The 13,775-nt window shown below is 42.2% G+C and carries 15 protein-coding genes; 9 read left to right on the top strand and 6 right to left on the bottom strand.

Going from position 1 to position 13,775, the window contains the following annotated elements; translation table 11 throughout:
* Nucleotides 1–145: 145 nt before the first annotated feature.
* Nucleotides 146–1,690, bottom strand: coding sequence for a peptide chain release factor 3 (locus V470_07755; GenBank protein AHZ48308.1), 1,545 nt, complete (start codon nt 1,688–1,690; stop codon nt 146–148).
* Nucleotides 1,691–1,832: 142 nt separating this feature from the next.
* Complete coding sequence (locus tag V470_07760; protein ID AHZ48309.1) at nt 1,833–2,525, bottom strand: membrane protein; 693 nt, start codon at nt 2,523–2,525, stop codon at nt 1,833–1,835.
* A gap of 165 nt (nt 2,526–2,690) precedes the next feature.
* On the opposite strand from V470_07760, the gene V470_07765 reads away from it, so the two are divergent.
* The 9 genes from V470_07765 (at nt 2,691) to V470_07805 (ending at nt 10,017) form a co-directional block, all read left to right on the top strand.
* Nucleotides 2,691–2,993, top strand: coding sequence for a glutamyl-tRNA amidotransferase (locus V470_07765; protein ID AHZ48310.1), 303 nt, complete (start codon nt 2,691–2,693; stop codon nt 2,991–2,993).
* A complete protein-coding gene (gatA, locus tag V470_07770) occupies nt 2,993–4,459 on the top strand; it encodes a glutamyl-tRNA amidotransferase (protein ID AHZ48311.1) in 1,467 nt (488 codons plus the stop codon). Before V470_07765 ends, gatA begins: the two co-directional genes overlap by 1 nt.
* The gene (locus V470_07775) at nt 4,459–5,904 is read left to right on the top strand and encodes a glutamyl-tRNA amidotransferase (protein ID AHZ48312.1); all 1,446 of its coding nucleotides are present in this window, start codon (nt 4,459–4,461) and stop codon (nt 5,902–5,904) included. Before gatA ends, V470_07775 begins: the two co-directional genes overlap by 1 nt.
* 57 nt (nt 5,905–5,961) lie before the next feature.
* The gene (locus V470_07780; GenBank protein AHZ48313.1) at nt 5,962–6,357 is read left to right on the top strand and encodes a hypothetical protein; all 396 of its coding nucleotides are present in this window, start codon (nt 5,962–5,964) and stop codon (nt 6,355–6,357) included.
* 99 nt (nt 6,358–6,456) lie between these two features.
* Nucleotides 6,457–7,413, top strand: coding sequence for a transporter (locus V470_07785; GenBank protein AHZ48314.1), 957 nt, complete (start codon nt 6,457–6,459; stop codon nt 7,411–7,413).
* An 8-nt stretch (nt 7,414–7,421) separates the two neighbouring features.
* Nucleotides 7,422–8,549, top strand: a complete 1,128-nt coding sequence (locus V470_07790; protein AHZ48315.1) for a membrane protease — start codon at nt 7,422–7,424, stop codon at nt 8,547–8,549.
* 81 nt (nt 8,550–8,630) lie between these two features.
* Nucleotides 8,631–9,191 (top strand): elongation factor P, encoded by a 561-nt coding sequence (locus V470_07795; protein ID AHZ48316.1) that lies wholly within the window; start codon nt 8,631–8,633, stop codon nt 9,189–9,191.
* A gap of 21 nt (nt 9,192–9,212) precedes the next feature.
* A complete protein-coding gene (locus V470_07800; protein AHZ48317.1) occupies nt 9,213–9,602 on the top strand; it encodes a hypothetical protein in 390 nt (129 codons plus the stop codon).
* Entirely contained in the window at nt 9,595–10,017 is a 423-nt protein-coding gene (locus V470_07805) for an antitermination protein NusB (protein ID AHZ48318.1), read from the top strand. Before V470_07800 ends, V470_07805 begins: the two co-directional genes overlap by 8 nt.
* 48 nt (nt 10,018–10,065) lie before the next feature.
* Here V470_07805 and V470_07810 read toward each other — a convergent pair whose 3' ends face one another.
* From V470_07810 to V470_07825, 4 genes are all read right to left on the bottom strand, one after another.
* Complete coding sequence (locus V470_07810; GenBank protein AHZ48319.1) at nt 10,066–10,791, bottom strand: peptidase; 726 nt, start codon at nt 10,789–10,791, stop codon at nt 10,066–10,068.
* A gap of 495 nt (nt 10,792–11,286) precedes the next feature.
* A complete protein-coding gene (locus tag V470_07815; protein ID AHZ48320.1) occupies nt 11,287–11,988 on the bottom strand; it encodes a peptidase in 702 nt (233 codons plus the stop codon).
* Nucleotides 11,989–12,135: 147 nt separating this feature from the next.
* Complete coding sequence (locus V470_07820; protein AHZ48321.1) at nt 12,136–12,903, bottom strand: acetyl-CoA carboxylase subunit alpha; 768 nt, start codon at nt 12,901–12,903, stop codon at nt 12,136–12,138.
* Nucleotides 12,900–13,766, bottom strand: coding sequence for an acetyl-CoA carboxylase subunit beta (locus tag V470_07825; GenBank protein AHZ48322.1), 867 nt, complete (start codon nt 13,764–13,766; stop codon nt 12,900–12,902). Before V470_07825 ends, V470_07820 begins: the two co-directional genes overlap by 4 nt.
* Nucleotides 13,767–13,775: the final 9 nt, after the last annotated feature.

The raw sequence follows: 13,775 nt of genomic DNA on the forward strand, positions 1-13,775 counted from the left end.
CATACTAATTAATAGCCGTAATCTACGACACGAAGAGGCGAAAACGATTATTTTTCGCCGATGAGTTAGTGAGGCAGTTAGGCAAGTCTAATAGGACTTGCTGTAGCCTACTTAGATTGCTTTGCAATCAAGTAGGCTTACTGAATCACATCTTCTCCTCCAACTCTACGTCTGGATACTTATCCGCAAACCAGCGGAGGGCAAAGTCATTTTCAAAAAGGAAGACTGGCTGGTCGAAACGGTCCTTGGCCAAGATATTGCGGCTTGAGGACATGCGCTCGTCCAAGTCCTCAGGCTTGATCCAACGAACGGTCTTTTTACCCATTGGGCTCATGACCACTTCTGCATTGTACTCGCCTTCCATGCGGTGCTTAAAGACTTCAAATTGGAGTTGTCCGACAGCCCCTAGCATGTACTCGCCTGTTTGGTAATTCTTATAAAGCTGAATGGCTCCCTCTTGCACCAATTGCTCAATCCCCTTATGGAAGGATTTTTGTTTCATGACGTTCTTAGCAGAAACTTTCATGAAAATTTCAGGGGTAAAGGTTGGCAGTGGTTCAAACTCAAACTTGTTTTTTCCAACCGTCAAAGTGTCTCCAACCTGATAAGTACCGGTATCGTAAACCCCGATGATATCTCCTGCCACGGCATTGGTCACATTCTCACGACTTTCCGCCATAAACTGGGTGACATTAGACAGTTTAGCCCCTTTACCAGTACGAGGTAGATTGACACTCATACCACGCTCAAATTCACCCGATACGATACGAACAAAGGCGATACGGTCACGGTGACGAGGGTCCATGTTGGCTTGGATTTTAAAGACAAATCCTGAGAAATCCTTGTCATAAGGATCCACAATTTCGCCATCTGTTTTCTTGTGTCCATGTGGTTCTGGAGCAAACTTAAGGAAGGTCTCAAGGAAGGTCTGCACCCCAAAGTTAGTGAGAGCTGAACCGAAGAAGACCGGAGTCAGTTCTCCTGCAAGAATAGCTTCTTCTGAAAACTCATTCCCTGCTTCTTGCAACAGTTCGATGTCGTCCTTAACCTGAGCGTAGAAAGGATTGCTTCCAAAGAGCTTATCCCCTTCTTCCAGACTGGCAAAACGTTCATCCCCTTTATAAAGTTCCAAACGTTGGTTATAGAGGTCATACAATCCTTCAAAGGCTTTCCCCATCCCGATTGGCCAGTTCATAGGATAGCTCGCAATGCCAAGGACTTCTTCTAGTTCTTGCAAGAGGTCCAGTGGCTCACGACCATCACGGTCTAGCTTGTTCATAAAAGTAAAGACTGGGATGCCACGGTGCTTCACAACCTCAAACAATTTCTTGGTTTGGGCCTCGATACCCTTGGCAGAGTCCACGACCATGACCGCAGCATCCACCGCCATCAAGGTCCGATAGGTATCTTCTGAGAAGTCCTCGTGCCCTGGTGTGTCGAGGATATTGACGCGCTTGCCATCGTAGTCAAACTGCATAACAGATGACGTGACCGAAATCCCACGTTGTTTCTCGATATCCATCCAGTCAGACTTGGCAAAAGTCCCTGTTTTCTTTCCTTTAACCGTACCAGCCTCACGAATCTCGCCCCCAAAATAGAGTAATTGCTCTGTAATGGTTGTCTTACCCGCGTCCGGGTGGGAGATGATGGCAAAGGTACGGCGTTTCTTGATTTCTTCTTGAATAGTCATAAGTTCTCTTTCTTTGATTTCTATTTTTAGTTGTTTCAGTTGCTAAGAATGATGTTTACATTGGATTGTACTATTCCTTTCAACTCTCCATTATAGCGGATTTTGGGGAGTTTTTCAATTGCTCATCTGATGAAAAGGCAAGCTAGAGCACAGATTGCACCTGATTTCTCTTTTTCCACCGTTTCTTAAACAAGATATCAAAAAGAACAAGAGCCAGTGAAAGGATGACCGACACAAGGAGGTACTTTATCCATAGAGGAGCATTCGAGATAAACGGGGTATCTCTTAAGAGACCATAATTTCCACCCGTCACCTGATTAACCCCAACTAGAAAGAGATTGAGGATAAAGGTATAGGCTACAATCATATATTTCTTGAGCAAGGTCTTGTCATAGTGATTCATCAAATAAACCAAGGAATTCACTAGAAGGGCATAGTGCCCAATCAAAAATGAAAAACTGGTGATATGGGGGAAATCATAGGGATCAAAAACAGGGTAAACCAAGGCAAAGACAGCTCCGCTTGCTCCTAAGAGGGCAAAATATTGCTTGCTCCGCCATTTATCTGGCAAGAAAACCACCGCAAACATAGCCAAACGGCAATGATAAAAAGGAAGGCTATTAGAAAATGGAATCCCAAAGCCAACATACCAGCTATATAGGGCTAGTAACTGGAGAATCTGAATCCCCTTAAACAAGCGAACAAATTTTGGATTTTTGTGATAAGCAAGTGCTCCATAAATACAAAGCACTAAGACAAGCATCATAACCCCATACCAAAAAAGCGAAATGGGAGGAGGAACCGTCTGAGATCTGGTGATAAATTGATGGAACATATTTCTATTCTAATTCTTATTTTCTCTATTCTCTAGTTTAACCATTATAGCGAATTAAAAGCGATTTTTCAATTTCTATTTCTTTTCAGTTTGGCTCCCTTATTTATAGGAAAATATGGTAAAATAGAACAGACTAAAAATCATCATTTCACGAAAGGATGCAAGATGAAAATTACGCAAGAAGAGGTAACACACGTTGCCAATCTTTCAAAATTAAGATTCTCTGAAGAAGAAACTGCTGCCTTTGCGACAACCTTATCTAAAATTGTTGACATGGTTGAATTGCTGGGTGAAGTCGACACAACTGGTGTCGCACCTACTACAACCATGGCAGACCGCAAAACTGTACTCCGCCCTGATGTGGCTGAAGAAGGAACAGACCGTGACCGCTTGTTTAAAAACGTACCTGAAAAAGATAACTACTATATCAAGGTACCAGCTATCCTAGATGATGGAGGAGATGCCTAATGACTTTTAATAACAAAACGATTGAAGACTTGCACAATCTCCTTGTCTCTAAGGAAATTTCTGCAACTGAATTGACCCAAGCAACGCTTGAAGATATTAAATCTCGAGAAACAGCTATCAATGCTTTTGTCACTATCGCTGAGGAGCAAGCTCTTGCTCAAGCTAAGGCTATTGATGAGGCTGGAATTGACGTGGATAATGTCCTTTCAGGAATTCCACTGGCTGTTAAGGATAATATCTCTACCGACGGTATCCTTACAACTGCTGCCTCAAAAATGCTCTACAACTACGAGCCTATCTTTGATGCGACAGCCGTTGCCAATGCCAAAGCTAAGGGTATGATTGTCGTTGGAAAAACCAACATGGACGAGTTTGCCATGGGTGGTTCAGGTGAGACTTCCCACTATGGTGCCACTAAAAATGCTTGGGACCACAGCAAGGTTCCTGGTGGTTCATCAAGTGGTTCTGCTGCAGCTGTAGCGTCAGGGCAAGTCCGCTTGTCACTCGGTTCTGATACTGGTGGTTCCATCCGCCAACCTGCCGCCTTCAACGGGATCGTTGGTCTCAAACCGACCTACGGAACGGTTTCTCGTTTCGGTCTCATTGCCTTTGGTAGCTCTCTAGATCAAATCGGACCTTTTGCACCTACTGTTAAGGAAAATGCGCTCTTGCTCAACGCTATTGCCAGCGAAGATGCCAAAGATTCTACTTCTGCTCCTGTCCGCATCGCTGACTTTACTTCAAAAATCGGGCAAGACATCAAGGGAATGAAAATTGCTTTGCCTAAGGAATACCTTGGTGAAGGGATTGACCCAGATGTTAAGGAAACCATTCTAAATGCAGCCAAACACTTTGAAAAACTTGGTGCTATCGTCGAAGAAGTCAGCCTTCCTCACTCTAAATACGGTGTTGCCGTTTACTACATCATCGCTTCATCAGAAGCCTCATCAAACTTGCAACGCTTTGACGGTATCCGTTACGGCTACCGCGCAGATGATGCAAGCAACCTTGATGAAATCTATGTAAACAGCCGTAGCCAAGGTTTCGGTGAAGAGGTGAAACGCCGTATCATGCTAGGTACTTTCAGCCTTTCATCAGGTTACTATGATGCCTACTACAAGAAAGCTGGTCAGGTCCGTACCCTCATCATCCAAGATTTCGAAAAAGTCTTTGCGGATTACGATTTAATCCTAGGACCAACTGCTCCAAGCGTTGCCTATGACTTGGATTCACTCAACCACGATCCAGTTGCCATGTACTTAGCTGACCTTTTGACCATCCCAGTCAACTTAGCAGGTCTCCCAGGAATTTCGATTCCTGCTGGATTTGCTCAAGGTCTACCAGTCGGTCTGCAATTGATCGGTCCTAAGTACTCTGAGGAAACCATTTACCAAGCTGCTGCTGCTTTTGAAGCGACAACAGACTACCACAAACAACAACCCGTGATTTTTGGAGGTGACAACTAATGAACTTTGAAACAGTCATTGGACTTGAAGTCCACGTAGAGCTCAACACCAATTCAAAAATCTTCTCACCTACTTCTGCCCACTTTGGAAATGACCAAAATGCCAACACTAACGTGATTGACTGGTCCTTCCCAGGAGTTCTGCCAGTTCTCAATAAAGGGGTTGTCGATGCCGGTATCAAGGCAGCTCTTGCCCTCAACATGGACATCCACAAAAAGATGCACTTTGACCGCAAGAACTACTTCTATCCCGACAATCCCAAAGCCTACCAAATTTCTCAGTTTGATGAGCCAATCGGCTACAACGGCTGGATTGAAGTGGAGTTAGAAGATGGTACAACCAAGAAAATCGGTATCGAACGCGCTCACCTAGAGGAAGATGCTGGTAAAAACACCCACGGTACAGATGGCTACTCTTATGTTGACCTCAACCGTCAAGGGGTGCCCTTGATTGAGATTGTATCTGAAGCAGACATGCGTTCCCCAGAAGAAGCCTATGCTTATCTAACTGCCCTAAAGGAAGTCATCCAGTACGCTGGTATTTCTGACGTTAAGATGGAAGAAGGTTCTATGCGTGTGGATGCCAACATTTCCCTTCGTCCTTACGGTCAAGAAAAATTCGGTACCAAGACTGAGTTAAAGAACCTCAACTCCTTCTCAAATGTTCGTAAGGGTCTTGAATACGAAGTTCAACGTCAAGCTGAAATCCTTCGCTCAGGTGGTCAAATTCGCCAAGAAACGCGCCGTTACGATGAAGCTAACAAGGCAACTATCCTCATGCGTGTCAAAGAAGGTGCTGCAGACTACCGCTACTTCCCAGAACCAGACCTACCACTCTTTGAAATCTCAGACGAGTGGATTGAGGAAATGCGAACAGAATTGCCAGAGTTTCCAAAAGAACGCCGTGCGCGCTACGTATCTGATCTTGGCTTGTCAGACTACGATGCTAGCCAGTTGACTGCAAACAAAGTCACTTCTGACTTCTTTGAAAAAGCTGTTGCCCTCGGTGGCGATGCCAAACAAGTCTCTAACTGGCTCCAAGGCGAAGTCGCTCAGTTCTTGAACGCCGAAGGTAAAACACTGGAACAAATCGAATTGACACCAGAAAACTTAGTAGAAATGATTGCCATCATCGAAGACGGCACGATCTCTTCTAAGATTGCCAAGAAAGTCTTTGTCCACCTAGCTAAAAATGGTGGTAGCGCGCGTGAATACGTGGAAAAAGCAGGCTTGGTGCAAATCTCTGATCCAGATATCTTGATCCCAATCATCCACCAAGTCTTTGCGGATAACGAAGCTGCCGTTGCCGACTTCAAGTCAGGCAAACGCAACGCAGACAAGGCCTTCACAGGATTCCTTATGAAGGCAACCAAAGGCCAAGCCAACCCACAAGTTGCTCTTAAACTGCTTGCACAGGAATTGGCGAAGTTGAAAGACAGTGAGTAATTTACTCTTTATACACTTTTTTCTACGTTTAAAACGAGAATGAGACAAGGGGAATGAATGAACAAATTTTTACGATTGCTATTTGTCTTAGTCATCATCGCTATGTTAGGCGCTTCTATACTACAAATTTTCTTTCCATCGTACATGGGAAGTCACTCCGGGTATGGAATATCTGCTGGTTGGCAACGAGAAATTGGAATATGGAATTTAGCCGTATTGATTATTATTCTCGCTGTCAATATTAAATACGATTGGTTCTATCTACGAATCGCACTTCTTGCTCTCATTATTGGCGGAATTGGAATAGGAACAAATCACTTACTCAATTATATGGAGTATCACTCTCCTGTAAATGCTATCGGTGCTTTTGAAAATTACTTGCTGGCAATAGGATGGATTGTGGGATGGCTCATCGAGCGCCATTCCATAAAGAAGCTAAATGCTAGTAAATAACGCCTAGTATATCTTAGATGATTTTTAAAGGTTATTAAATAGTTTAATAATCATTCGAATGCAGAATTCTACCTTTTCAATCATATAGTTAGGAGACACATGAAAAAGTTTTACGCTCTTTTAATGACCTGTTTATTACTTGTTTTTCTATCCGTGCCTCAAATCGTTGATGCGGGTGTTGGACATTCCAGAAGTGGAGGGAGCAGCCGCAGTAGCTCCAGAAGTAGTAGCCGCTCAAGTGGAGGTGGAAGTCGTTCTGGCGGCTCATCCTACCACTACTACCGCTCTGGATACGGATCATCCTCTGACAGTTCTACTAGCTCTCCCTATCTAGGATTTATGTTCATATTAGTCGGAGGAATCATACTAGTTGTTATCGTCAAATCCTTGCAGAATAAGTCTGGAGATTCGAGTTCAACCTACACTAATAATGATTATCAAACGCTCCATCGTCGAGTTGAACACAACACGCTGGCCATTAGTCGTGTGAAATATGGGGATCCAAACTTTGACGCGGAAGCCTTCACATCTTGGGTTAAGGAAGTCTACCTTAAATTGCAGGTTGCCTGGACTGAAAAAAATTGGAACTCTGTCCGCGCTTTGGAAAGTACCAGTCTCTACTCTCAACATAGCACCCAACTCGAAGACCATATTCGTGCTAAAACAACCAATGTTTTAGAGAAAGTTTGTATCGAAAATGTTCGCATCAAGGAGTTTATTGAAAATCCTGACGGAAACGATACCTTAGTGGTGATTCTATCATCAATTTTACGAGACTATGTCATTGACGATGAGACTCGTCGTGTCATTGAAGGAGACCCTAAAAAAGATCTCTTCACCGTGTATCAATTGAACTTTATCCGTCAACACGGTAGCCAAACGCAAGCAGTCAATCCAGACGAAGTTGTGAGCGACCACTGTCCAAACTGTGGCGCCCCATTGAAAATCTCTGCAGTTAGCGAGTGCGACTACTGTGGTGCCAATCTCTCTCGCAGTCCAAACCAATGGGTACTCGATACCTATGATGTTGTGGATGAAGACGAGCTTTATAATTAGGAGGAATTATGGGATTTATACGTGCAGCCTTATCAGCAGGCTTAAATAGTTTTAATGATAGTAAATTCAAGGAAGCCATTGTCCTTCCAGATAATGTCTCTGGCGACGCTTTGGCCGTCAAGGGTCAATTACTCACAAAAGACCCAGATGGACGTTCTCGTCACAGCAATCAAAATACTGGACTTTTGTCAGATGGCAGTGTGGTTATCGTTCCCCAAGGTTATACCGCTGTTTTGGTAAACAATGGTACCTTCCTTGGTGAAGTCCTCGAAGCTGGTAGCCACGAATGGCAAGCTGGTGATAACGCCTGGCTCCTTGAAAAAGGTGGTTTAAAAGGCACTTGGGAAAACTTTAAAAACCGTTTCTCTTTTGGTGGACAAGTCATCACCCAACAAGAAATTATCTTTATCCGCATGCAACCCATCGCGGGCAATAAGTTCGGCACACAAAATGCGGTCGAATACTTCAGCGAACGTTACCAACAACTGCTCAACATCCGTTTCTATGGCTTGTTTGATGTAAAAATAGCAGATCCAGTCCTCTTCTACGTGAGTTCTGTTAGCCGTCAAATTACTGACGGACAGCCATTTACTCTCCAAGATGTAGCTCAAGGAACGCTCCGTCAAAATATCGCACCAAAAATCGCGATTGCCATTGCCAAGTATACCAACGAAAACAAGGTTGATATCTATAGCCTCAATGCCAACCAAGACACCTTTAACGAACTCGCTAAACAAGAGGTCAACAAGGTTTGGACAGGCCTCTACGGTATTGAAGCAACTAATATCTTGCTTGAAGACCTCAGCTACGACCAAGAAAGTCTTGATATCGTTCGCAAGCTTGATAGTGAGCTCGTGGCAATGAAGTACAACACGATTGAAATCGAAGAACGCCGTGCTCGCAACGAAGCGCTTATTGCTGCAGCTGCAAACGAAGGGAATGGCAATGGGATGAACATGTTTATGGGCATGAATCTTGGCCAAACTCTGGGTGGTCAACTAAGCCAACAAGTTCAAAATCAAGCACCGGCTCAAAATACTGGACAAACTGCCAGCAAGAATTTTTACATCGAAGTCGATGGAAAATACGTCCTCGTTACCAAAGACGAAGATGGAAATATCGTACCAGTCAACTAATTAAGCTCCTTCTGACATTTGAGTAATGTTGTCTTTTATGGTACAATAAAGAGTAAATTATTTTATTAAAGAGGTAAAAACATGATTGAAGCAAGTAAATTAAAGGCTGGTATGACCTTTGAAACAGCTGACGGAAAATTGATCCGCGTTTTGGAAGCTAGCCACCACAAACCAGGTAAAGGAAACACAATCATGCGTATGAAATTACGTGATGTCCGTACTGGTTCTACATTTGACACAAGCTACCGTCCAGAGGAAAAATTTGAACAAGCCATTATCGAGACTGTCCCAGCTCAATACTTGTACAAAATGGATGACACAGCCTACTTCATGAACACAGAAACTTACGACCAATACGAAATTCCTGTAGTCAATGTTGAAAACGAATTGCTTTACATCCTTGAAAACTCTGATGTGAAGATCCAATTCTACGGAACTGAAGTGATTGGTGTTACCGTTCCTACTACTGTCGAATTGACAGTTGCAGAAACTCAACCATCTATCAAAGGTGCTACTGTTACAGGTTCTGGTAAACCAGCAACGATGGAAACTGGACTTGTCGTAAACGTTCCAGACTTCATCGAAGCAGGACAAAAACTCGTTATCAACACTGCAGAAGGAACTTACGTTTCTCGTGCCTAATCTCTAGAAAGAGGTCATTCTATGGGAATTGAAGAACAACTTGGCGAAATCGTTATCGCCCCACGTGTACTTGAAAAAATCATTGCTATTGCTACTGCAAAAGTAGAGGGTGTTCACTCTTTTTCAAACAAATCAGTATCTGATACCCTTTCAAAACTTTCACTCGGCCGTGGCGTTTATCTAAAAAACGTGGACGAAGAGCTCACAGCAGATATCTATCTCTACCTTGAGTACGGAGTAAAAGTTCCTAAGGTAGCTGTTGCTATCCAGAAAGCTGTTAAAGATGCCGTCCGCAATATGGCTGATGTAGAACTCGCTGCTATCAATATTCACGTTGCAGGTATCGTTCCAGATAAAACACCAAAACCAGAATTGAAAGATCTATTTGACGAGGACTTCCTCAATGACTAGTCCACTATTAGAATCTAGACGCCAACTCCGTAAATGCGCTTTTCAAGCTCTCATGAGCCTTGAATTCGGTACGGATGTCGAAACTGCTTGTCGTTTCGCCTATACTCATGATCGTGAAGATACGGATGTGCAACTTCCAGCCTTTTTGACAGAGCTAGTTTCTGGTGTTCAGGCTAAAAAGGAAGAACTAGACAAGCAAATCACACAGCATTTAAAAGCAGGTTGGACCATCGAGCGTTTAACACTCGTGGAGAGAAACCTCCTTCGCTTGGGAGTCTTTGAAATCACTTCATTCGACACTCCACAGTTGGTTGCTGTCAATGAAGCTATTGAGCTTGCAAAGAACTTCTCAGATCAAAAATCTGCCCGTTTTATCAACGGACTGCTCAGTCAGTTTGTAACAGAAGAACAGTAATTAGAAAAAGTGTTTGACAGCTATCAAACACTTTTTCTTTACTTCCTACTATCTAAAAAAATGATAATAGATATAATTATAAACAAAAATCCAGATGGGTTTTGCATAAATAAGGAAGTTGAAAAAACTATGGCACAGGATGGTAATTTTTAAGTTCTTTGTCCAACGGTAGACAAGGGCATAGAAGAGACCGCCTAAACTATAAATAATCAAACTGATAGGATCTCGATGAGTTAGGATCAAATGACTAAGTCCAAAGATAAGAGCAGATAGGATAACATCCAGATAGTACTTGGACTGGGGGAAAAAGGTATTCATAAAATACCCTCTATGAATCAGTTCCTCTAATATAGGTGCGAAGACTACTGTTAAACTAAAACTGAGAACAGTTGATAGAAAAGTTGGTTGCCCATTGGAGTATAGAATCGAAAGAAGGTCTTGAAAGATATACTTGTTATCAATTAGGTGATGAAACCGTAACTGAAAAGCATCCACCAATTGACGATCAAAATAAGTAGCCACTAGACCAACTATAAGGTAAAAGAATCTTGACTTCTTCGAGCCCTTTTTTTCAAAAATATAGAGCATCTCTTTCTTTTTGAGCCAGTAGATAAATAATAGCAAAAGAGCTATTACTTCAACTGTTAAAAAGATAGAATAGCCGTCTATCCCCCATCCTAAAAACTTAGTTAGATGCATAATCCCTAACTCTGGTAGATAAACCGATAGAAATACCAGTGATGTATAGACTCCCAAATGCCCTAGTTTTTTCATACTTACCCCTTTAATTTATCAATAGCCAATACCATAAGCACGTCTAGTCGCATGATTCAGTATTGTAATCCATTCTGTCGCCAAACTATATGCATATGGCGAAGCCCAATGTCTATCATCAACTAACCAAATCATACTACCACCTGAAACTTACTCTAAGTCTTCAGATGGAAGAACTGTAAATGTATCTGTACCTATCATATCAAGTAGCTCCTTAAAATAAATTTTTGTCAGCTTACATCTACAGTATACATCTTTTTTGTCTTTTTTATAGTCTATCTCTTAAACTGTCAATTTTTTATCCTAAACGGCAGCTTTACTCATCGAGAAATAAGAAATTGATAAAAGAGATTTCTCCATCTTCCCATTAAATCATAACCACCCGTCTAACGGGTGGTTTGCACCAGGGGCACCTTACGGAGCGAGACGGACTAATAGTCACATAATTAGAAAAAGTGTTTGATAGATATCAAACACTTTTTTCTTTGCCTACCACTATCTAAAAATCAAATAATAGATATAAAATAAGAGCGACGGAGCATAGGGAATAACATTATAGAAACTATGACAAACAATGGTAAAACGAAGACTGCCTGTAACTCGATAAGCGACTGCAAATAGAAGACCGAGAATACTATAAATTATGAGACTGATGGGGTCACGATGGGATAGAACCAAGTGACTGAGCCCAAAGATGAAAGAAGACAAGATCACATCCAAATAAAACTCCGACTTCGGAAAGAAGGTATTCATAAAATAACCTCTATAGATTGTCTCCTCAACAACAGGTACAATCGAAATGTTAAAGATTAAAAATATAAGACTTGATAGAGTCGTTTCTCTTCCGTTTAAGTAAAGTTCTGAAAGAAGGTCTTGGAAAATAAAACTATGGTCAATCAATCGAATATTCTGCATTCTAAATCCATTTAAAAAAGAATATATAAGAAAGCAAGCCACTAAGAAAGCGAGATAAGACCAGCGCCAACCCTTTTTCTCGAAGATAAAGAGCATCTTCTTCTTTTTCAACCACAAAACGAATAAAAAGAAAATAAGCAACACTTCTCCAACTAGGAAGATTATATAGCTGTCCATTCCTAAACCAAATGTCCTAGCTATAGTTATAGCTCCTAATGGCGTTAAATAAATGTACAGGAACATTAAAATCATACAGATTCCTAAATGTATTGTCTTTTTCATTCTTTCTCTCCTAATGGTAAACTCTCTATTAGGGGAATATAGAGGATATACTATTGATTGTTTTTCTTATTTATCTAGAGTATTCATGTTTATCCATGCTCTATTATCAAAATAGCTAGAACACATAGTTCTAGCTTTTAAAATTTCTTAGTATTTTCTAAAGCGTTGGTAACGTTCTTCGATAAGTTGGTCGAGTTGTAGTTCTTGCAACCTATCTAGTTCTACACGCAATTCATTTTTAACGCAACCTAGCAGTTCTTTACTTGACAGCCCTGCTTCTGAGATTACCTTGTCTACGATTCCCATTTCTAGGAGTTCGTGTGAAGTGATTTTCATCAACTCCGCCGCTTCCATAGCACGACTTCCATCCTTCCAAAGGATAGAGGCAAATCCTTCAGGGCTAAGTACGGCGTAGATTGAGTTTTCTAACATCCAGACACGATTAGCTACGGCTAGAGCTAGAGCCCCACCAGATCCTCCTTCACCAATAATAATCGCGATGATTGGAACCTTGAGGTCACTCATTTCCATCAGGTTTCGGGCGATTGCTTCACCTTGTCCACGTTCCTCGGCACCAACACCTGGGTAAGCACCCGCCGTATTGATAAAGGTCACAACTGGACGGCCAAACTTTTCTGCCTGTTTCATCAGGCGCAAGGCCTTACGATAGCCTTCTGGATGTGGTTGCCCAAAATTTCGTTTGAGGTTATCATGAAGACTTTTTCCCTTTTGGATACCAAGGACAGTTACTGCCTGTTCACCTAACCAGCCAATTCCACCGATAACCGCACCATCATCACGGAAAGAGCGATCTCCATGCAATTCGATAAACTCGTCAAAGATTCCATTGGCAAAATCAAGTGCAGTCAAGCGACTCTGCTCGCGTGCCTCTCTGACTATTTTTGCAATATTCATCCGCGACTTCCTCCATGCAATCTCACTAATTTAGCAATTGTTTCAGGCAATTCTCTCCGTTTGACAATTGCATCAACAAATCCATGTTCAAGCAGAAATTCTGCCTTTTGGAAGTCATCCGGCAAGGTCTCCCGAACTGTATTTTCGATAACACGACGCCCAGCAAAACCAACCAAACTTTGGGGTTCCGCTAGGATAATATCCCCTTCCATAGCAAAAGAAGCGGTCACTCCACCCGTTGTCGGATCGGTTAAAATAGTTAGGTAAAAAAGTCCTGCCTTGGAATGACGTTGAACTGCTGCAGAAATTTTAGCCATCTGCATCAGGCTCATGATTCCTTCTTGCATACGGGCTCCACCAGAAGCTGTGAAGAGAACGACTGGCAAGTTTTCTACCGTTGCATACTCAAACAAGCGTGTGATTTTTTCACCCACAACGGTTCCCATAGAAGCCATGATAAAGTTTGAATCCATGATCCCAAGGGCAACTTTTTGTCCCTTGATGCTAGCTGTACCAGTTAGTACTGCTTCATCCAAACCTGTCTTTTCACGCATAGTAGCCAATTTTTTCTGGTAGCCAGGAAAGTTTAATGGATCTTGAGTTTCAATACCCGTAAACATCTCCACAAAGCTGTCAGAATCAATCGTCAAATCCAAGCGTTCCTGAGCTGAAATACGGAAAGTATAGCTACAATGGGGACAAATTCGTTCGCTTCCAAGATCCTTTTGGTAAATGGTGTGTTTACAACCAGGACACTGGGAGAAGAGTTCATCCGGAACCTCAGGCTTGGCTTGTGGTTTCTGCCTTACGGAACGGTTAGGGTTGATCCGAATATACTTATCCTTTTTACTAAATAGAGCCATAACTCCCCC

Source organism: Streptococcus sp. VT 162, assembly GCA_000688775.2.
In the GTDB taxonomy this organism is placed as follows: domain Bacteria; phylum Bacillota; class Bacilli; order Lactobacillales; family Streptococcaceae; genus Streptococcus.

Excerpts from the sequence above, each read along its gene's own strand:
- V470_07755 (AHZ48308.1), bottom strand. The coding sequence starts at position 1,690 with ATGACTATTCAAGAAGAAATCAAGAAACGCCGTACCTTTGCCATCATC.
- V470_07760 (AHZ48309.1), bottom strand. The coding sequence starts at position 2,525 with ATGTTCCATCAATTTATCACCAGATCTCAGACGGTTCCTCCTCCCATT.
- V470_07765 (AHZ48310.1), top strand. The coding sequence starts at position 2,691 with ATGAAAATTACGCAAGAAGAGGTAACACACGTTGCCAATCTTTCAAAA.
- gatA (AHZ48311.1), top strand. The coding sequence starts at position 2,993 with ATGACTTTTAATAACAAAACGATTGAAGACTTGCACAATCTCCTTGTC.
- V470_07775 (AHZ48312.1), top strand. The coding sequence starts at position 4,459 with ATGAACTTTGAAACAGTCATTGGACTTGAAGTCCACGTAGAGCTCAAC.
- V470_07780 (AHZ48313.1), top strand. The coding sequence starts at position 5,962 with ATGAACAAATTTTTACGATTGCTATTTGTCTTAGTCATCATCGCTATG.
- V470_07785 (AHZ48314.1), top strand. The coding sequence starts at position 6,457 with ATGAAAAAGTTTTACGCTCTTTTAATGACCTGTTTATTACTTGTTTTT.
- V470_07790 (AHZ48315.1), top strand. The coding sequence starts at position 7,422 with ATGGGATTTATACGTGCAGCCTTATCAGCAGGCTTAAATAGTTTTAAT.
- V470_07795 (AHZ48316.1), top strand. The coding sequence starts at position 8,631 with ATGATTGAAGCAAGTAAATTAAAGGCTGGTATGACCTTTGAAACAGCT.
- V470_07800 (AHZ48317.1), top strand. The coding sequence starts at position 9,213 with ATGGGAATTGAAGAACAACTTGGCGAAATCGTTATCGCCCCACGTGTA.
- V470_07805 (AHZ48318.1), top strand. The coding sequence starts at position 9,595 with ATGACTAGTCCACTATTAGAATCTAGACGCCAACTCCGTAAATGCGCT.
- V470_07810 (AHZ48319.1), bottom strand. The coding sequence starts at position 10,791 with ATGAAAAAACTAGGGCATTTGGGAGTCTATACATCACTGGTATTTCTA.
- V470_07815 (AHZ48320.1), bottom strand. The coding sequence starts at position 11,988 with ATGAAAAAGACAATACATTTAGGAATCTGTATGATTTTAATGTTCCTG.
- V470_07820 (AHZ48321.1), bottom strand. The coding sequence starts at position 12,903 with ATGAATATTGCAAAAATAGTCAGAGAGGCACGCGAGCAGAGTCGCTTG.
- V470_07825 (AHZ48322.1), bottom strand. The coding sequence starts at position 13,766 with ATGGCTCTATTTAGTAAAAAGGATAAGTATATTCGGATCAACCCTAAC.